The organism is Halostella pelagica, from assembly GCF_004762015.1.
GTDB lineage: Archaea > Halobacteriota > Halobacteria > Halobacteriales > Natronoarchaeaceae > Halostella > Halostella pelagica.
Genome location: NZ_SJES01000003.1, coordinates 139,172 through 157,811, shown reverse-complemented (window position 1 = coordinate 157,811; position 18,640 = coordinate 139,172). Strand labels below are relative to the sequence as shown.

General features: G+C 66.2%; 16 protein-coding genes. 9 read left to right on the top strand and 7 right to left on the bottom strand.

The window, feature by feature from the left end:
* Positions 1-224: 224 nt before the first annotated feature.
* Genes EYW42_RS08925 through EYW42_RS08910 form a run of 4 tightly spaced genes read left to right on the top strand, consistent with a single transcriptional unit; the run spans position 225 to position 6,031 of the window.
* Positions 225-2,777, top strand: coding sequence for a PGF-pre-PGF domain-containing protein (locus EYW42_RS08925; RefSeq protein ID WP_135534922.1), 2,553 nt, complete (start codon positions 225-227; stop codon positions 2,775-2,777).
* Positions 2,778-2,821: 44 nt separating this feature from the next.
* Positions 2,822-3,556, top strand: a complete 735-nt coding sequence (locus EYW42_RS08920) for an ABC transporter ATP-binding protein (RefSeq protein ID WP_135534921.1) — start codon at positions 2,822-2,824, stop codon at positions 3,554-3,556.
* Positions 3,549-4,790 (top strand): FtsX-like permease family protein, encoded by a 1,242-nt coding sequence (locus tag EYW42_RS08915; RefSeq protein WP_135534920.1) that lies wholly within the window; start codon positions 3,549-3,551, stop codon positions 4,788-4,790. Before EYW42_RS08920 ends, EYW42_RS08915 begins: the two co-directional genes overlap by 8 nt.
* A complete protein-coding gene (locus EYW42_RS08910) occupies positions 4,787-6,031 on the top strand; it encodes an ABC transporter permease (protein ID WP_202613853.1) in 1,245 nt (414 codons plus the stop codon). Before EYW42_RS08915 ends, EYW42_RS08910 begins: the two co-directional genes overlap by 4 nt.
* A gap of 9 nt (positions 6,032-6,040) precedes the next feature.
* Here EYW42_RS08910 and EYW42_RS08905 read toward each other — a convergent pair whose 3' ends face one another.
* Positions 6,041-6,601, bottom strand: a complete 561-nt coding sequence (locus tag EYW42_RS08905; RefSeq protein ID WP_135535251.1) for a metal-dependent hydrolase — start codon at positions 6,599-6,601, stop codon at positions 6,041-6,043.
* Between the two features lie 90 nt (positions 6,602-6,691).
* On the opposite strand from EYW42_RS08905, the gene EYW42_RS08900 reads away from it, so the two are divergent.
* From EYW42_RS08900 to EYW42_RS08890, 3 genes are read left to right on the top strand one after another with little or no spacing between them, the layout of a single operon-like run.
* A complete protein-coding gene (locus tag EYW42_RS08900; RefSeq protein WP_135534919.1) occupies positions 6,692-6,970 on the top strand; it encodes a hypothetical protein in 279 nt (92 codons plus the stop codon).
* Positions 6,970-8,043, top strand: a complete 1,074-nt coding sequence (locus tag EYW42_RS08895) for a DUF4350 domain-containing protein (protein WP_135534918.1) — start codon at positions 6,970-6,972, stop codon at positions 8,041-8,043. Before EYW42_RS08900 ends, EYW42_RS08895 begins: the two co-directional genes overlap by 1 nt.
* Complete coding sequence (locus EYW42_RS08890; RefSeq protein WP_135534917.1) at positions 8,036-9,046, top strand: AAA family ATPase; 1,011 nt, start codon at positions 8,036-8,038, stop codon at positions 9,044-9,046. Before EYW42_RS08895 ends, EYW42_RS08890 begins: the two co-directional genes overlap by 8 nt.
* A 4-nt stretch (positions 9,047-9,050) precedes the next feature.
* Here EYW42_RS08890 and EYW42_RS08885 read toward each other — a convergent pair whose 3' ends face one another.
* From EYW42_RS08885 to EYW42_RS08875, 3 genes are read right to left on the bottom strand one after another with little or no spacing between them, the layout of a single operon-like run.
* Entirely contained in the window at positions 9,051-9,956 is a 906-nt protein-coding gene (locus EYW42_RS08885; RefSeq protein WP_135534916.1) for a hypothetical protein, read from the bottom strand.
* Entirely contained in the window at positions 9,953-10,423 is a 471-nt protein-coding gene (locus EYW42_RS08880) for a hypothetical protein (protein WP_135534915.1), read from the bottom strand. The genes EYW42_RS08885 and EYW42_RS08880 overlap by 4 nt, the downstream gene beginning before the upstream one ends.
* Positions 10,420-11,877, bottom strand: coding sequence for a DUF58 domain-containing protein (locus tag EYW42_RS08875; protein ID WP_135534914.1), 1,458 nt, complete (start codon positions 11,875-11,877; stop codon positions 10,420-10,422). The genes EYW42_RS08880 and EYW42_RS08875 overlap by 4 nt, the downstream gene beginning before the upstream one ends.
* A 101-nt stretch (positions 11,878-11,978) precedes the next feature.
* Here EYW42_RS08875 and EYW42_RS08870 point away from each other — a divergent pair, with 101 nt between their 5' ends.
* Entirely contained in the window at positions 11,979-14,078 is a 2,100-nt protein-coding gene (locus tag EYW42_RS08870) for a DUF4129 domain-containing protein (RefSeq protein ID WP_135534913.1), read from the top strand.
* Positions 14,079-14,145: 67 nt separating this feature from the next.
* On the opposite strand, the gene EYW42_RS08865 is transcribed toward EYW42_RS08870, so the two are convergent.
* Positions 14,146-15,366, bottom strand: coding sequence for a twin-arginine translocation signal domain-containing protein (locus EYW42_RS08865; RefSeq protein ID WP_135534912.1), 1,221 nt, complete (start codon positions 15,364-15,366; stop codon positions 14,146-14,148).
* Between the two features lie 364 nt (positions 15,367-15,730).
* Positions 15,731-16,150 (bottom strand): CopG family transcriptional regulator, encoded by a 420-nt coding sequence (locus EYW42_RS08860; protein ID WP_135534911.1) that lies wholly within the window; start codon positions 16,148-16,150, stop codon positions 15,731-15,733.
* Between the two features lie 218 nt (positions 16,151-16,368).
* On the opposite strand from EYW42_RS08860, the gene EYW42_RS08855 reads away from it, so the two are divergent.
* The gene (locus EYW42_RS08855; RefSeq protein WP_135534910.1) at positions 16,369-17,832 is read left to right on the top strand and encodes a YjiH family protein; all 1,464 of its coding nucleotides are present in this window, start codon (positions 16,369-16,371) and stop codon (positions 17,830-17,832) included.
* A 153-nt stretch (positions 17,833-17,985) separates the two neighbouring features.
* Here EYW42_RS08855 and EYW42_RS08850 read toward each other — a convergent pair whose 3' ends face one another.
* Positions 17,986-18,630, bottom strand: coding sequence for a helix-turn-helix domain-containing protein (locus tag EYW42_RS08850; protein ID WP_135534909.1), 645 nt, complete (start codon positions 18,628-18,630; stop codon positions 17,986-17,988).
* Between the last annotated feature and the right edge of the window lie 10 nt (positions 18,631-18,640).

Sequence of the window (18,640 nt, the reverse complement as noted above, 5' to 3'; positions counted from 1 at the left end):
CGGTTTCTCGGGCACGGAACTTTGGCCGGTGCGGGACATTACATATTAGATATCGTGAAAAAATATTATGAGATAGTGTATTGATTCATCTGATATGGTAAATGATTCGACTAAAATAAGAGGTAATAAAAACGCACGGAGGTCTGGGGGACTATCGCGGTATCGAGCGCGACACCTTCGTGAGAGGGCGGTCTCGGCCGAGTCCGTCACGGAGGTGTAAACCGATGGCGAGCACACGGGGTGTGACGGTCGTTGCCGTTGCACTTGCCCTGCCGCTTTCGGTGATGAGCGGCGTCGCAGTCGCGGTCACCACTACACCGTCAACCGCATCGGCGACCGGATCCGCGGTGGCAGTTCCGTCCACATCGGAGATGCCGTCCGACGGACCGTCAGCGGCTGTCGTACCGGGAACGGACAACTCGTCGGGCGAGGAGACGCACGGAACCGCCGCCGGCGACCGCCTCCGGGACGAGGTCGATATCTGGGAGCGCGCGATCTTCCCACTGCGCGCGGACGAGTCCGACGCGGCCATGCAGGTACCGAACGCGGACTGGCGGGTCCGGAGCCCGGACGCCGGCGAGGCGAGCCTGAACGCGGATCCGATAGCTGTGTTCGAGGAGGGCGACACTGTCTCCGTCGAGTTCGACGCGGTCCGGGCCGGCGGCAGCTCCGCGGAGTTCGGCGGGACGGACGTGCGTCTCGTCGCCGGGCGTCTCGAACCGTCCGGTGACGGGAGTACGATTCTGGGGACCGAGGTCGGCTCGCTCTCGTTGCTGGACATGAACCTCGGGGAGATCAACGAGGACCTGACGTTCACGCACGTCGGCGATACAGAACTCGACGCTGACGGCCGGGCGACCGTCCAGTTCGACCCGCCCGAGTCCGGACAGTACGTGTTACTGCTGGCGAACGCCTCGGACGGTGACGGACTCGTCGTCGCGGACGGGAACCTCTCTGTCGACGGGGACGCGACGCTGCTCGGCGTCGATCAGGCGGCCGTTCGGACGGGGGCGTCGTCGGTCGCGCCGACGACTATCGACGGGCAGTCGACGGTAACGCCGGGGACGAATCTCACGTTCGACGCGTCAGTCGAAAACGCGGACGGTCCCGTCGGCCACACGGTCGTCGTCTACGACGAGACGACGGGATACGTGAACCAGAGCTTCGTCGTCGACGTCCGAGAGGACCTCTCGGCAGGTTTCAACGCATCCGAGGACGTCGTCGTGGAACACTCGGTCGCCGAGACGAACGGCGTCGCACGCTTCGAGGGCACGGTCACGGTCGACGGGACGACGGTGACAGACGCCCGGCGGGTCGGGTCGGTCTCCCTCCCGACGTTCGTCGATAGCGTCGCGCCGGCCCAGTTGAACCCGGACACGGAGTACGTCCCCGCGGAGGGCGGCGAACGTCTCGACGCTTCGATGACTGCGGTCAACGGTTCGGCGAGCGAGTCGCTCACCGTCGAGACGCTCGATAACTGGACGACGGATACGCGCTACCGGTGGGTTCACGTGGCCGTCGACGCCGACGGCGCGATGTACACCGAGACGGACACGTTCCGCCTGTCGTCCGGCGGCGGCCACGGAACTGCTCCCGACGACGGTGGCGGAACCGTGCCGGGCGGCGGTGCACCGCCGTCGAACGGCCGCGACCCGACTCCGGAGATGGACGTTGCTGTCACGGACGCTGGCGAAGGGGCAGCCGTCGAGATCCGCGACGCCACCGCGTACGACCCCGTCGACCTCAACCTGTCGTCAGTGCTCGCCGACCGCGAGGGCGTCAGACTGGAACGGGTAGCTGTCGAGTTCACACGGGACACGGACTTCGACATGACCGTGACGCAGGGGCCCGAGCCCGTCCCCTCAGTCCACGGGACGGACTCGGACATCGGGTACATCAACGTCTCTCACGACGAGGACCCGCCGACTGACGATGTCTCCCTTACGTTCACTGTCGACGATACAGTTCTCGAAACGCGCGGACTCGATCCCGGCGACGTCACACTGTATCGATACACAGGGAGCGAGTGGGAACAACTCGACACCACGGTACGCGGGTCGACGGACGCGGGCTACCGCTACACCGCTACGTCGCCCGGGCTCTCGGTGTTCGCCGTCTCGACCGCGGAACCGCAGGCCGCGCCCCGGTCCGCGCTCCGGACCTCCGACGTGACGCTCGACCCGGACAGGATCGCGGCAGGTAACGCCACGACTGCGAGCGCCACGGTCCACAACACGGCCGACGTTGCGGGGACGTTCACGGTGAACCTGACCGTCGACGGGACGGTCGTCGACCGACAGTCGGTCACCCTCGGCACCGGCGACTCGGAGACGGTGACGTACACGCGACAGTTCAACGAGAACGGCCGGTATCAGATCGGCATCGCCGGCGTCGACGCAGGCGAACTCGCGGTCTACGAACCGCCGCGGACGACGACGGCGACGACCGGTTCGGGGACCGGCGACGAAGACGAGAGCACCGGCGGGGTACTCCTCCCGCTTTTGCTCGCGTCGCTCGTCGTCGCCGGCATCCTCTACTACACACTGCGAAACGGCGGCCGCCACTTCCTGTCTGGCGGACTCGGCGGGGACGGATCCGACGCTGACGATTCCGACGCGTCGGCCGCCCTCGGTGACCGCGGCGGGGTCGGGTCGGCCGGGTCGCCGGGCGAGACGAGCGCTGCGGCGGACAGCGGCGGTGTGGCTACTGACGACGGTGCCGACGGCGCGCAAGACGAACTGGATCCGACGGATATCGTCGACGAGGACCCGGAGTGACCCGGCTGAACTCGGACAGTAATACTGGAGGAGATGGGACGGTCATGGAGACGGAGACGCGCTCGAACGACGAGACGCTCCTCTCGTGCCGGTCGCTCACTCGGGAGTACACCCGCGGGGCGGACGGGTGGCTCTCGCGAGTTCGGTCGACGGACCGTCCGAGCGTGACCGCGCTCGATGGCGTCTCGCTGGCCGTCGACCGCGGCGAGGTCGTCGGAATCGCGGGACCGAGCGGGAGCGGCAAGTCCACGCTGCTCCATCTCCTCGCCGGCCTCGACGAACCGTCCGACGGAACGATCGAACTCGCCGGGACGGACGTAACGGCGCTCTCGGGCCGCGGCCGAACCCGACTCCGGTTGGACCACGTCGGGGTCGTCTTCCAGCGCTTTTACCTGCTTCCCTCGCTCTCCGCCCGAGGGAACGTCGCGGTCCCGCTGATCCAGCGTGGCCGTTCGAAGCGCGCCCGGCGCGACTGCGCCGAATCGCTCCTCGAAACCGTGGGACTGGGTGACCGGGCCGCACACAGTCCGGACGAACTGAGCGGCGGCGAACAGCAACGCGTCGCCATCGCCCGCGCGCTCGTGACGGACCCCGATATCGTGCTCGCCGACGAACCGACCGGCGAACTCGACTCCGCGACCGGCGAGCGCGTTCTCGAACTGTTGACCGAGGTCGCGGACGACAGAGCGGTGGTGCTCGCGTCGCACGACGACCGGGCGCTGCGTCGCGCCGACCGGGTTCTCCACCTACGGGACGGACAGATCGTCGACGATGGCTGAGGGATCGAGGCTGAGACGGTTCGTCGGATTGGTCGGAGTCGGTGCCCGGAGCGCCGTCGCCAGACTGGTCGGCGGGCGCTCTCGACGGGTGCTCGTCACCGTCGTCGGCGTCGCCGTCGCCGTCGGATTCACCCTCGCAGTCACCGGCGTAGCGCTCGGTCTCGCGAGCGGCGCGACCGTCGGCGGCGAGGACGTGGATTACTGGATCGTTCCGGACGACGGCTCCTCGACGATGACGGTAGCGTCGGACGGCCTCCGACTGGGGGATTCACACGCGACGGCTCTGTCCATCGCCGACGACTCCCGGGTCGACCACGCCTCGCCCGTGTTGCTGGAGTTCGTCGGACTCGAAAACCCCTCCGCGGGGGTCGGGGAGTACGTCCTCGTCGTCGGCGTCGTGCCGTCGGACGAACCCTTCGAAGTGGCCGGCGTCTCGACCGGCGAACTGACCGCGGGCGACCCCCGGTACGCGAACGGGAGCTACGGCGGCGACCCGACGAACGAGGTCGTCCTGAGCGAGAGCGCGGCCGGCCTGCTGAACGCTTCCGAAGGCACAGACCTTCGGCTTCGAACGCGAGACGTCCGAACGCAGCGCGTGGCTGTCGAGGATGTCGACGGTGCGAGTTCCGCGGGTGTCGGCTCGGTCCCGATAGCGGTCGTTCACCTCGCGGAACTCCAGTCGGTCACGGGGACGACCGAGGGCGACCACGCGAATCAGATACTTGTCATCACGAACGACCCGAGCGTCCGCGGCGACCTGGAGGGCGTCTATCCGGAAACGAACGTGATCGCGCGGGACGGCGTCGGGCTTGACCGCAGCGGAGAGGACGAACTCCCGCTCGCCGTCGTCGTCGCCGCGTTCGTCACGGCCGTCGGCGTCGGCGCGCTGACGGTCGCGACGATGATGGGACTCGAGGTCACGAACGACCGCCGACGGCTCGCACTGCTGGCGGCGGTAGGCTACACGCGGCGGTCGCGAGCGCTGGTCGTTCTCGTCGAAGTACTCACGGTCGCTCTCCTGGGCGGCCTTCTCGGCGTCTGCCTCGGAGCCGCCGGTATCGAGGGGACGAACCGGATCGCGGCGTCGGTCGTCGGTGACGCCCCGCCCGCCCGTTTCTCTCCCGTGTTGGTACCCTACGGCATCGGTCTGGCTATCGTGATCGGTGTCGTCGCCTCGCTGTACCCGGTCTACCTGAGCTATCGCACCCGGCCGATGGAGGTGATAACGCGGTGATCCGACCGTTACGAGCCGTCCAGCGGCTCCGCGCGATGGCCGGCGTCGCCGGGGCGTGGATCCGTCACGACCCGGCCCGGACCACGCTCGCCGTCGTCGGTATCGCACTGGCGGTCCTCGCGGCGACGGTGCTCGCCGGAGTCGGCGTCGGCGTCCTCGCGACGGCTGAGACGAAGTTCGACGCCGCGGACCGCGACCTCTGGGTGACCGGCGGCCCAGTCAGGTTCGACCCGGGAACTGTCGGCGGTATCGAGAACACCGTGGTCGACGCACACGAGGTCGCGGACGGTATCGAGTCGCGCGACGGTGTCGAGACGGCGGTGCCGATGGCGTTTCAGTCCGTCTACGTCAGCCCGAACGGGTCGGACTTCCAGACCCACGTCGGGGCGGGTGCGCCGGCGCGGGGACCGTCCGTCTCTATCGCGGAGGGTAACCCCTTCCGAAACGACGATGTCCACTACGCGAACGGCAGCTACGACGGGCCGATGACGCACGAACTGGTGATCGACCGCCAGACGGCGAACCGCTTCGACGTCACCGTCGGCGATACCCTCCACGTCGGCGGAACGATCGAAACCGCGCGGAACCACGAGTTCACGGTGGTCGGCATCTCGCCGACGTACTCGCGGTTTCTGGGGACGCCCACCGTGACGATGCATCTGAGCGAACTCCAGGAGGTCACAGGGACGACCGCCTCGGACCGGGCGACGTTCATCACCGTGGACGTGCGTGACGGCGCAGAGACGGCCGCGGTGAAAGCGGAGATAGAACGGGCCCACCCCGACTACGAGGTCCGGACGAACGAGGAGCAGATACGGGCGATACTCGGGGAACGGGCCGTCGTTCTCGCGGCCGCGGCGAGTCTGGTTACGTTGGCCGTCGCGGGCGGACTGGCGCTGACCGCCAACGTCCTGTCGTCGGTGATCTACCAGCGACGCCGGGAACTGAGCGTTCTCCGTGCGCTTGGATGGTCACGGTGGACGACCGTCGGGACGACGACGCTGTGGGCGTTGTTTCTGGGACTACTGGGAAGCGTGCTGGGCGTTCTCGCGACGTTTCCCGTCGCGTTCGGGGTAAACCGCCTCGTCGGCTCCATCGTCGGCTTCGACGGCGTTGTCCGTCTCTCGCCGCGGATACTCGTCGGCGGCGCGGGGCTCGGAATCGCCGTCAGTCTCGTCAGCGGGTTTCTGGTCGCCGTCCTCGTTTCCCGGCACGACCCGGTCGCCGGCGCGGACCGGTAAGACGACCGATCACCGCGTTCGAGGGCTCTCTTCCCGTCTCCCGAGAAGGCCTCTCAGCTCGCTCGCTCCGGGCTTGCCGTCCCGCACCCAGACGACGAGCGCCGCCGCGAAGAGAGCGATCTGGAAGATGAAAAACGGCGTCGGTTCGATCCCCAGAAAGTGCGCGGCGAAGTCCTGCTGGGTGTCGTACTCCACGGGCGGCAGGAGCGGCCAGAGGAGGAACGCGAGTTCGTCCGCCGTTCCGCCGGGGACGACCGGGAGGGCGTCGCCGGCGAGATGGCTGAGGTATCCGAGACCGAACGCGACGGCGACAGGCCCGTTGCGGAGGCGTCGACAGACCAGACCGACGAGACAGACGACCGCCGCGGCGACGAGTACCGAATGTGTGAGCGACCGGCCGTTCGGCAGGACGCTGACGCTCCAGGCGAGCGGTTTGTCGACCAGGTCCGGAAACTGCGTCCCGAACGCGAGCGCCAACGCCGCGATTCCGCCCGGCGGTCGGCCGTCGTATCGACGCACGTACGCCGAATAGAGCAGATACCCGACTGCGAGATGTCCCCAGGGCCACATTCTATCCGCACGTTCACCGGGCGGCCGTAAACCGACTTCGACAGCGGGATGGATCATTACTTTGTATCTCGACGGTATCACTCACAAATAATGGCCACGCGCCGACGCTGGCAGTTCATCCACGCGCAGGTAGCTTGGCTGCTCGCGACGATCCTCTCTCTCTCGCTGTTGGGGGCGTTTTCGCTTGAGCTGTTTTTCGTCGTTTCGCTCATCGGCTTTCTCGTCGTGGTCGAACTCACCGGGTCGCTTGGCGTCACGCCGCGGTGGCGGGCGCGGTTGAAATGGATCATCCTGCTCGGACTCGCAGTCTTCGCGTCCATCGTCGTCAGGCGACTCCTCGAAATCCTGCCGCCGGGGGTGTTCGGCTGATGCGCTCCCCGTTCGACCTCGGATACCCGCAACTGCTTCTCGCGGCGCTCGCGCTCGGCACCGTCCTCGCCGTCGGCGTCGCGGCGAGTACGTCGGCGGCCGGATTCGGCGCGTTCAACCCGGGCTGGGACGGCGCATCAGACCTGCGGAGCGCCGCGGAGGCGGACGGAGCGGAACCGTTCGTCGTCCGCGATGTCGACGAGTACGACTCCGTCGCGACGAACGACTCCATCGCGCTCGTCCTCTCTCCGGACGAGCGGTACGACGACCGCGACGCCGCGCGTCTCCGCGAGTACGTGGAAAACGGCGGGACGCTCGTCGTCGCGGACGACTTCGGCGACAGCGGCAACGCGCTGCTGGTCGACCTCGGTGCAAGGGCTCGCGTCGACGGGCGGCCGCTGCGCGACGAACGCCGACACTACCGCTCGCCGGCGCTCCCGCTCGCGACCAACGTCTCGAACCGCTCGCTCCCGACTGACGTCCAACGCCTGACGTTGAACCACGGAACTGCCGTCCGACCGAACGGCACTACCGTCCTCGCGACGACCTCCGCCTACGCGTATTTCGACGGGAACCGTAACGACGAACTCGACAATTCCGAAACACTGTCCGAGTATCCGGTCGCGACGGCGGAATCCGTCGGCGACGGACGAGTCGTCGTCGTCGGCGACCCGAGCCTGTTCATCAACGCGATGCTGGACCGGCCGGGGAACCGCGCGTTCGTCAGGGGACTGTTCGGGTCCGCGGACCGCGTCCTGCTCGATTACTCGCACTCCGAGCACGTGCCGCCGCTCATGGCCGCCCTCATCAGCGTCCAGCGGTCGTCTGTCCTCCAGATACTGCTCGGGACGACCGGCGTTATCGCCATCGCCGCCTGGGCGCAGTGGCCGACCGCCGGGAGGCGGGTTCCGTCCGTCAGTTCCGGCGAGTCGCCGTCAGAGCCACCGGAACTCTCGGCCGACGACGTGGCGACCGCCGTCCGCGACCGGCATCCCGACTGGAACGATGAGCGCGTCCGACGGGTGACACAAGCCATTATGGAGCGCCGCATCGAACGTGAAAACAATGGCTGATCCGGCGACGTTGTACGAGAAGGCTCGGGACGAGATGTCATCGGTGCTTATCGGCAACGACGACCTCATCGAGCGTATCACGATCGCGTTGCTGACGCGCGGCCACGTCCTGCTGGAAGGCGTTCCAGGGACCGCCAAGACGACGATGGCGAACCTCTTCGCCGAGGTCTCCGGCCTGGAGTACTCGCGGATCCAGATGACGCCGGACATCCTCCCCGCGGACATCACCGGGACGCAGGTGTATCGAGAGAACACCGGAGAGTTCGAACTTCAGCGCGGCCCCGTCTTCGCGAACGTCGTCGTCGCCGACGAGATCAACCGCGCGACGCCGAAGACTCAGAGCGCACTGCTCGAAGCGATGCAGGAAGACCACGTCACGATCGAGGGGACGACGCTCGGACTGCCGATCCCGTTCATGGTAATCGCGACGCAAAACCCCATCGAGATGGAAGGGACCTTCGAACTGCCCGAGGCACAGCGCGACCGCTTCCAGTTCAAACTCACCGTCGGTATCCCGGACCGCGAGGAGGAATCGCGGCTGCTCTCGCGGTTCGACGAGGACCCCACGCTCGACGCATCGAGCGTCGAGCAGGTCGTCGACAGGGACGACATCGTGGACGCCCGCGACACCGTCGCAGACGTCTACATCGACGAACGGGTCCGGGAGTACATCATCGACATTGTCGCCGAGTCGCGCTCACACCCGGACGTCGAACACGGCGGGTCGCCGCGAGCGTCGCTCGCCTTCCTCGACGCGACGAAAGCGCGTGCGGCGATCCACGGCCGAGGGTACGTCATCCCGGACGACGTGAAGGCGCTCGCGGAACCGATCCTCGCACACCGCCTCGTTCTCAACGCCGACGCGGAACTCGGAGACGTCTCGCCGTCGGCGATCGTCGACGAGATAGTCGCCGGAGTCGAATCGCCGAGCGGCGAGTCGACATCGGCAGACTCCGGCTCGGATTCAGTGACGGCGGACGGCGGCCGGATGACTGACGGCTGAACCGTCACGCCGTCGCGGTCTCGGGCCAGCGGAGCGTCACCAGATAGTCCGCGCGCTCAGCGTCCCCGCTCGTCGTCTCGGCAACGACTGGCGCGTCCAGTGCCCCAGCCAATCCCACAGCGAGAACGGACGGGATCGGATGGTCGAACCGGTCGACGCCGCCGAACGCGCTGTCGGTCACGCCGACCGTCGCACGCCGCTCGTCGGGTGAGACATCGGCGTTCAGGCTCTCCGCGAGTTCGAACTGCTCGGTGACGGCGTCGGCGAACTGGTCAACGACGGCAGCCGGGTCGTCGCCGGGGTCGCCCGTCCGGACAGCGTCGAACTCACGGACGAGCGGGCTCCCGGTCGGCCGTATCGAGACGCCGCGCTCGCTCGGCTCGTCGCCGACGACGAACGGGGCGGCGAGCGCGTCACCGTCGGGGATCTCGTACTCGGCGTGCTGCGGGACGAACAGCCACGCCTCCGGGTTCGACGCACCGGTTGGAACGTACACCGTCCGGTCGGTGAGGCCGAGATCGTCGACGATAGCGCCCTCCGTGTCCGCCATCGCGCCGTACACTGCGGTGCCGACGTCGGCGGCGACGAACCGCTCCGGCGTGAGGTAGTACGTCAGGACGGCACCGAACAGCCCCGTCCCGCCCAGAGCCAGTAACACATCCCGTGAGGTGGGAAAAAGTACGGCACCGACCGTCGCGAGCACGCCGACCGCGGCGAGTCCGAGAGCGCTCCGCCGGTAGCTACTCCGCCTCGCCAGCGCGTACGAGCGTCGCAGACGTTCGTTCTCCTCGCGGAGCAGTTCGACCTGTAATTGGAGTTCGTCGTCTCCGTCGCCGGTCGATCGTTCGTCGTCGCTAGCGGTCGGTTCCTCTTTCTCCTGGGTCGTCGATAGCTGTTCGTTCCCGCTCATCTATCTGTCCCCACGAGGTCGAACCGAACCAGTTCGTAGCGGTGCAGCCCGTAACTCCCGAGTGCGACAACGAGTGCCAGCAAGCCGACGCTTGTCCAGTGTGTCGCCCCCAAGCGGAGACTCCCCCAGACGACACCGACGACAAGGCCGACAGCAGTCAGCACCGCGACCGCATCGCGACCGCGCGCAGTGGACGCGCTCGCGTCGACGAGCGACGCGAGCAGTCCGGCCTCGACGGCGACCAGTGCGGCCGGAGAAAGCCCATTCGGATCGAGTGCAACGAGAAGCACGTGCCCCAGCGCGACGGTGTACGGGGGCGGAAAGATCACCGCGAGGACCAGCAGTGCGCCGCCGACGAGACCGTACTGGTCCGCAGTGACCGCGAGCGCCGACGCCGCGACGATGACGCCCAGTACACCGACCGGGCCATGAGAGACCGTGACGAACCCCGATCGGCGCTCACTCACGTGGATCCCCTCCCCGGCGTCGCGCGTTCACGTCTCGAAGACTGTGCCGACAGGACGGCAGACAGCCGTCGTCCCGGCCCGACTTCGAACGCCGAAACCCGTTCGAGACTCGACAGCGAGCGGCGGAAGGACTCGAACGACGCGTACGCCTCGTAGGCGGCCTTCAGGTCGGCGAGACCGCCGGCTTCGAACAGCGTGTTCGGTGTGAGAAACACCATGACCTGCCCGTTCCCCCGGCGGCCGACCGTGACGGCGTCTCTGATCGCTTCGCGGTTCGTATCGTCGGTGACGATGATCGACCAAGCCGTGTCGTTCAACTGTAAGGATTGCTGCCGGACGGTCCTCGCAAGCGGCTGGTCCGCGATCCGATGGACGTAGCTCGTACGTGCATCGAAGTACGGCCGAAGCGTGCGCCCGAACGGGGACTCGTCGTCGGCCAGTGACGCGGCGGCACGGCTCGTCTCGCCCGTCGTTCTGCGGGGCCGGAGCGTTCGGCTCGCCGTCTCGTCGGTACCGATCGGTCGCAGGTCGCCGAGAACGCGTCGGAGCCGCCGGTAGTGTTCCGCCGAACTGTGGGGGGAGAGAGCGTTCGTCGTCCCCGCGTCCCCGACTGTGTAGAGGCCGACCCGGCTCCGTAGCGACCGCGCGCTGTTGACGAACGCCAGGGCGACTTCGCGGGCGTAATCGAGTTTCGTCTGCCCGTCGCGTCCCGTCGCCATCGCCGAACGGTGGTCGACGAACAGCGCCGTCGTCGGATCGGTTTCGAGTTCGAACTCGCGAACGTGGGGATGGTTCAGCCGGGCCGTCGCCTTCCAGTCGATCCGGCGGACGTCGTCGCCCGCAGTGTACTGTCGGACCGTCGCGGGTTCGAGCCCTGACCCGCGCTGGTCCGAGGTGTGTTCGCCGAGTCCCGTCGCGATCCGGTCGCCTGCCTCGCCGATGTGCATGTCTCTCGGAGCGCGCGGTTCGACGGTGATCGATTCGGCGGTGCCGACGGGAACGACCGCGCGGAACAGGCCCAGCGCGTCGGTCGCGGAGAGGCGCGGCCGGTCGAACTCGAACTCGCCCGCGACGGGAAGCGATAGTTCGAACGCGGTCGTTGCCTCCTGGCCGCCTAACGCTACTGTCCGGTCCGGATCGGCACCTCCCGTCGTACCGAGCGGCGGCGACGCCGTAACCGCGAGATCGAGTGTCGTCAGCGCCGGTTTGGTGACGGAAAGGGCAACGGTGACGCTGTCACCGGCCGTGACCGTGCGCTGAGAGAGGGTCTGTTCGATATCGACCGTCCCGACCGTCGAGCGCAAACCTCGGACGAACCGGAACTGCTGGGCGAGCAACCAGCCACCGAGGACGGCCGCACCGACGATCAGTGTCGGTCGGCGGATCGCTGCCCCGCCGACCGCGAGGAACGCGACGAGCGCGACGATGGCCCAGTACCGACGTGACGGCTCCATTATTTCGTTAGTCTCCGCCCCGATAATTGAAGGTAGGGGGTCGCCTCCCCTCGGCCACGGAAGCGTTTTTGTCGCTTCCCGGAATCAGTTACCCATAGCTGATGGACCCCCGCCGACAGTGCGCTGTTGCCCTCGCGATCGGGATCCTCCTCTGTGGAGCGGCGATCGTTCCGTCGACGGCAACGGCCGCCGCAACTGACGCCGTAGATCCGCCGCCGTCCGACCGCGATCCCCGCGCTCTCAGCCAGGCGGACGGACAGGAGAACAACACCTCGACGCCACACGAGAACCCGTCCAAGGCGGGCGAAGAGGGCGACGTGGACGATGTCAGCGACTGGCTGACCGCTCGACTGGCCGACCAGTTAGGCGAGAGCACCCTCCGCCTCAGCCAGGAGGAGTACGACGCCGCGCGAGCGGTCGTCGGCGACGGGTACTCTGACCGTCTCGAACGACTCGTCGACGTCGAGGGCGAGACGGGAAGCGACGGAAACGATAGCTCGACGTTCGAACGGGCACAGGAGAACCAACAGGAGTTCGTCTCGTCGGCACAGGCGTACCGCGAGACGAGAGAACGATATCGGGAGGCCAAGCGGAACGGGAACGAGTCCGGCGCGCGACGCCTCGCCCGAACGCTCGACCGCATCGCAGGGGACGTGAACAACAGCGGGTCCGGGCTCCGTACCGACTATCGGATCGTCTCGAACAGAACCGACAGGGACCTCACAGCGGAGTCGCGGGAAGTAGCGAAAATCACGGAAAACGTCACCGCAACGCAACGCGAGATACGGGAGGTAGAGTTCGTCGAGACGACGCTCACCGTCGAGCGCCGGTCCCGAACGGTGTCGTTCAGCGACCCACTCGCGGTTACCGGTCAGGTAACGACGGCGAACGCGTCGGCGCTCGACAACGAAACTGTCGTGCTACAGTTTGGCGACCGGCGGCGCCGCGCGACCACGAACGCGACCGGCCACTTCGATCTGATGCTCCGTCCGACGGTGCAACCGCTGGACACGCGGAACGCGACCGTCCGGTTCGTCCCGTCTGACGCCTCGATATATCTCGGTGCCGCCGAGAACGTCACCGTCGAGTTATCGCAGGAAACGCCGACGGTAACGCTCGACGAGACGCCGTCCGATATCGCGTTCGACGAGTCGGCCGCCGTCACCGGTTCGGTGTCGGTCGACGGCGATCCCGTCGGTGCCGTACCGGTCGAGATCCGAGTCGGCGGCGTCCCCCTCGGGCAGACCCGAACCGACGACGATGGAACGTTCTCCCTGACGACGCCGCTTCCGGCCGCGGTTCCGACGGGCGACCGACGGATCAACGCGTCGCTGCCGTTCCGCGAGCGAGCGCTCTCGTCGACGGCCGCCGAGGCGGCGGTGACCGTTCGGAAGTCCGATACGTCGGTAACGCTCTCGGCGTCCCAGAGCGGTGCGGAACGGATCAACGCCACTGGACGGCTGACCGCGGTCGACGGGACGGCCGTCGCCGACCAGCGCGTGGAACTCAGGGTGAACGGTTCAGTCGTCGACACCGTCCGGACCGACGACAACGGCCGGTACGAAACTGCTATCGCCGTTCCGCCGTCCGTCCTCGACGACGGTAGCGGACGGGTCCGTCTCGCCGTCGTCTACTCGGTGAACCGGACGAATCTCGCCGACGCGCGGGCGTCGACTAATATCACCGTTACCGGAACGGCGGAACGGACGCAACTGTTGCCGACCGAGTGGCGTCGCTTCCTTCAGGTCGCGCTGGTGATCGCGATGGCGACGGTCGGCAGCGGCCTCCTGTGGCGACGGCGTCGGACGACGAGTGACCCATCGAGTCCCGCCGAGAGCGCCGCGAGCGGCGAGAACGCCGTTGAAACTCCAGTTCGAGACCCGGGTCCGACCGATGAACCGTCGCTCGACGGTGCGCGAGCGGCGCTCGAATCCGGGCGGCCCGACGAGGCCGTCGAACTGACCTACGGTGACGTTCGGCGGCGGTTGTCCGGCGCGTTCGACGTTCCGCCGGTCCGGACGCACTGGGAGTTCTACCGGGCGTGCGAGGCGGCGGGGATCGACGGCGAGACGGCCGGACTGCTAGAACGGCTGACTGAAGCGTACGAACGGGCAGCGTACGCGCCGGCTGGCTTCTCGGAGTCGGAGGTCGACGCCATCATCGACGCTGTGGAAACGACGGAGATATCGACCGCACGCTGAGCGGTCACACGTCAAAAAAGGGCGGGGTTCGGTGCCGGAGTCGCTACTGCGACGGCACCGACAGCGCTCATTCGCGGGACGAGCGTCGATCGAATCTGCTCGGGTCACGCACTGTCAGTGACCCCTGTGCGAGGAAGACGTCTCGGGGTTCGTTGTCGAACCTGCCCCAGATCAGAACTTCCTGCTCGCCCGTTCCGAGGACATCGGCGGCCCGGTCCGCCCGGAACTTGGCTCGGAGGCCGCCGCCAGTCACGTTGACAGACCTGGCTGTCGCGCCCCGTCCAGCGACCGGTGCGACGGAGGTGTATGGCATCAGTTTGACCGAATCCGCGATCACGTCGTTAGGATCGAGACCGACTTCCTCCTGACGGAGAGAGAGTGACGCGTTGAGCGTGCCCCTGCCGGCGGTATTGATCTGTGGGGGCCTGAACTCGACGTCCATCGGGATCGTCGCCGGGAAATCGAGTTCGACGGGGTCGTCTCCGTTCCGCCTGACCACCAGGTTGTCGTAGTACACGTCGAGCGCTATCTCCTGTCTGATGCTCCCTCTCCCGTATCCGACGGCGACTAGTTCAGACCCTTCCCCGTACCGGTCGAGGAGGCTCTCGAACCGGTCTCTCTGACTCCCGAGGGTCCGTGCCGTCTCGGCTGCCATCTGTCCGCTCCGGATATCGTCTTCCGAAACCTGAACGTCTGACCAGCTCCGGCCGCGACCGGTTATCTGCGCTGAGACGTCGACCCCCCGCCACCGTTTGTTATCGTCCTCGCAGGAGACGGTTCGAGGGTCCGGATCGACGCCGTCGTCTATCGTCTTGAACGCGGCAAACAGACCGGTATCGTCGTCCCCGCCGCCACTGGCGTGTCTTTTCCGGACTATCAGGAACACCTCGTCAGGGGCGGCGTTTTCGTTGTGCGGTCCCTGGAAGTAGTTGAACGCGACGCTTTCGTCTGCCGAGACTTCGTTCAGGGTGAGCGGTTCGTCGAAGCGGTCTTCGAGGTTGACGAGACCGGCCGAGTAATCGCGCGTGCTGCGTCCGTTCGACGTTACGTGGAGTACGTTCTCGCGCTCGGTCTCGGCGCGCGGGTCCCCGTCGCACAGGTCGTCGTCGGTCGCCGGGTCCGCGACTCGGTGGTTCTCGACCGTGAACTGGCCGTCCATATCGAAATCGCCGAGAACCGACTGCGCTTTCGGCCGCCCGCGTGCGGCGGCGGGTACGGTGAGGGTGCTAACTCCAACTGTCGTTGCTGCTGATGCTTTGAGGAACGTTCTCCGGCTAATCTCTCTCATTGTATCACGCTAACTAAGACGAGTGTGCAACTGCGGACCGAATAAACCGACCAGATAGTTTTTACCGAAATACGAGGTAAATTAAATATGTAAACTGGATTCACACAAAAATAATATACCTATACCGGTCCGAACGGATCAGCCCTTGCGTGTCCTAAACACCACGAGCGAACACGGAAACGCGGAAATTCGATCGTACAGACGGCCGGGATCCGGTGTAGACGGCCGTTACCTGAGTAAGGGATCTTATCTGGTATCAGCGGACCTACGGTTACTGCCCTCTCTCGCGAACCCGACACTGAGAGACAGTAGTCCGATCTGAAACGTCCCCTGACCGAGAGAACAAGCGAGTTCCTTCGTCACGCTACGTGTATCGGTACGGACGCTCGTCGTCCGCCTCGTCTTCGTCGTCCAGTTCGTCCAGGTGGATCACCTCTTCGTCCGCCGTTTCGTCCTCCAGGCGCTGTCGCAGTTCCGTCACGTAGCGCTTGTGCTCCTCTAACTGTTCGCGGAGGTGGTCCGCTTCCAGTTCGAGCCGTTCGTGTTCGCGGACGAAACTCTTCGACACCTCGACTTTGGGCGGGAACGTCGAATCGTCCTCGTCGCCCCCGTCGAGTTCGTGTTCGGGAACGACCCGAACCTGACCGTCGTGGGCAACGAGCGTGTCCACGTAGTCGCGAAATACGGCCGAAAGCGAGAGGTCCCGTTCGTCCGCGATGTCGCGCAGTCGCTCGAACGCGTCCTCGCTGACGCGAAACGAGATCGTCTTGTTCTTGTTGCCCATACTGTCGAACTCTCCGCCGCGGATCCACTTCAAAGTTTGTCAGACGTTCGCAACGAAACCGCGCCGACGCAACCCAGGGTCGGGTCAGGATGCGGATTCGAAGCGCTGTGGACGATGCCGATCGATACCTCGGATCCGCCACTGAAATAAAAATGTATATAAAACCATGCCCATATGGCGCTCCACGAACTGTGTGTGTGAAGGAAACACAGAGGGACATGTTCGACGAAAACGCATGGGACCGAGACGAACAACGGAGTCATACGCCACCTTCTCCCGAGGAGACCAAGACGATAGACGAAGTCGATCTCGTCGACCTCCGACCAAAACCGATCGCGAAGTTCGTCGTCGCGTTCCTCGTCGGGTTCGTGTTCTTCCTCGTCCCGGTGCCGTGGGAGGGGTCAGTGACGGTCCCGTTCGACATCGTCGTTTCGGCAGTCACGGACACGTATCCGACGTATTCGGGCGCGTTAGCGCTGATTCTCATCGTCACCGGCGGACTACTCACGACGGTAAGCGAACTGGTCGACTGGGGACTCATCAGCGTCGACGAGACCGTCGCGGACCGCCTCCAACTCCCGTACTGGGAGACGTCGACCGTCTTCTGGTTGCTACGGGTCGCTGGCGCGGTTCTAGCGCCGATCATGTTCTTCGAACTCGGACCGGGGTGGCTTCACGCGCCGGGGGTCGGCGGTCTGGTGTGGGGGACGCTCATCCTCAGCGTCGCGGTCATCATCCCCATCGGGGCGATATTCATCAACCTCTTCGTCGAACTCGGCGGCCTGGAGTTCGTCGGGACGATGGCCCGCCCGGTCATGCGGCCCCTGTTTCACATTCCCGGGCGCGCCGCGCTCGACAGCGTCGCCTCGTGGGTCGGATCCTACAGCGTCGGCCTCTACGTCACCCGGAACGTTTTCGACCGCGGCGAGTACAGCATGCGCGACGTATACATCATCTGTACGTGCTTCGCGACGGTCAGCATCGGCTTCGTCGGCGTCGTCGCAACGACGGTCGACCTGCTCCACCTGTTCCCGATCATCTTCCTGGCGTATCTCATCTGTATCGCGGTCTGCGGGGTGATCCTCGTCCGGATCCCGCCGCTCTCCCGGGTTCCCGAAGCGTACGTCGCCGAACCGAACCCCGAGACGCCGTTTGCCGGGTCGCCCGTCGACTACGGTCGGTTCGCACTGAGCGAGGCCGTGCGGAAGGCCGACGAGGCCGGATCGATCGTGGACGCGGGCGTCCGCGGATTCGTCGACGGCCTCAAACTCGCGGTTCTCATCCTCGGGACCATCCTGACGGTCGGCCTCGCGGCCGTACTCGTCGCGGAGTACACGCCAACGTTCGACTACCTGGCCCGACCGCTGGTGCCGGTCGTCGCCGCGCTCGGCCTCCCCAACCCGGATCTCGTCGCGCCGGCGATGATAATCGGCATCACCGAGATGTTCATCCCCGCGTTGCTAGTGGTCGAAGCGGAACCGATGGCACGCTTTTTCATCGCCGTCCTCTCTATCACGCAACTCATCTTCTTCTCCGCGGTGGGGCCGATGATGATGGACATGTTCAGCGACATCCCGATCCGGTTCCGGGATCTCGTCCTGCTGTTCGTCATGCGGACCGTCATCCTCGTTCCGCTCATCGCCGTGATGACTCATATCGTCGCGGCGCTCGGAATGCTCTGATACTGTCGGCTGTACCGCCGGGACACTCCCCGGACTGCCCGACTGTCCGAACTCCTTCAGCGCTCTTTCGGCCGGCACTGTGTCGTCTCCTCGTCTCTTCTCGTGGCTCAGACCCTCGTCCATTCCCGCAGTTCAGATCCTCGACTCTCTCGCTCAGAGATACGACTGTAACGCCGTCACGAGTTTCTTCTCCGCCCTGCGGAGGTGGTCCTCGGTTGTCCGCCGTCCGATACCGACCTCGTCGGCGATCGCTTCGGTCGAAATCTCTCGCGGGATCTCGTAGTAGCCGTTCTCTATCGCCGTCAGAACCACCTCGCGCTGACGGCTGGTCAGATCCGGGACGAGTCCGCCCGGGTCGAGCAGCGGTCGATCGCCCGTCACAGTCGTCACGTCCCGCTTCGACACCACCGTGACGTCGTGGCCGTCCGCGATCAGGTCGCGGTACACGTCGCGCAACGCGGTCGAATCGAGCGCCAGGATGCGACAGACGCGGTCGTCGTCGACGTACCGGAGCGGCGGGAGAAGCAGACAGCCGTGTTCGGCCACGTAGCGCTCGACGTTGTCCGTCCGCTCGGCCGCCAGGCAGTCCGCCGTGATCGCGACCCGTTCGTCCCCCTGGTCGATCCGGTCCGCGATCCCGACACCGTCTGCGACTTCTTCGAGGACGGCGTCCGCGTCGCTTCCGACTGCGCGAACCAGGTCGCAGTGGTCGTTACACCACAGGTCGACGCGGACGTCCCGGCCGGCCGTCGGCACCGGCTGATCCGAATCTCTCACCCGCATCGTCGCCTCGTACATTATCGGGTAG

Bases quoted from the DNA above. Each gene is read 5' to 3' on its own strand.
- EYW42_RS08860 (WP_135534911.1), bottom strand. From the start codon at position 16,150: ATGGGCAACAAGAACAAGACGATCTCGTTTCGCGTCAGCGAGGACGCG.
- EYW42_RS08925 (WP_135534922.1), top strand. From the start codon at position 225: ATGGCGAGCACACGGGGTGTGACGGTCGTTGCCGTTGCACTTGCCCTG.
- EYW42_RS08855 (WP_135534910.1), top strand. From the start codon at position 16,369: ATGTTCGACGAAAACGCATGGGACCGAGACGAACAACGGAGTCATACG.
- EYW42_RS08875 (WP_135534914.1), bottom strand. From the start codon at position 11,877: ATGGAGCCGTCACGTCGGTACTGGGCCATCGTCGCGCTCGTCGCGTTC.
- EYW42_RS08915 (WP_135534920.1), top strand. From the start codon at position 3,549: ATGGCTGAGGGATCGAGGCTGAGACGGTTCGTCGGATTGGTCGGAGTC.
- EYW42_RS08905 (WP_135535251.1), bottom strand. From the start codon at position 6,601: ATGTGGCCCTGGGGACATCTCGCAGTCGGGTATCTGCTCTATTCGGCG.
- EYW42_RS08850 (WP_135534909.1), bottom strand. From the start codon at position 18,630: ATGTACGAGGCGACGATGCGGGTGAGAGATTCGGATCAGCCGGTGCCG.
- EYW42_RS08890 (WP_135534917.1), top strand. From the start codon at position 8,036: ATGGCTGATCCGGCGACGTTGTACGAGAAGGCTCGGGACGAGATGTCA.
- EYW42_RS08920 (WP_135534921.1), top strand. From the start codon at position 2,822: ATGGAGACGGAGACGCGCTCGAACGACGAGACGCTCCTCTCGTGCCGG.
- EYW42_RS08870 (WP_135534913.1), top strand. From the start codon at position 11,979: ATGGACCCCCGCCGACAGTGCGCTGTTGCCCTCGCGATCGGGATCCTC.
- EYW42_RS08885 (WP_135534916.1), bottom strand. From the start codon at position 9,956: ATGAGCGGGAACGAACAGCTATCGACGACCCAGGAGAAAGAGGAACCG.
- EYW42_RS08895 (WP_135534918.1), top strand. From the start codon at position 6,970: ATGCGCTCCCCGTTCGACCTCGGATACCCGCAACTGCTTCTCGCGGCG.
- EYW42_RS08865 (WP_135534912.1), bottom strand. From the start codon at position 15,366: ATGAGAGAGATTAGCCGGAGAACGTTCCTCAAAGCATCAGCAGCAACG.
- EYW42_RS08900 (WP_135534919.1), top strand. From the start codon at position 6,692: ATGGCCACGCGCCGACGCTGGCAGTTCATCCACGCGCAGGTAGCTTGG.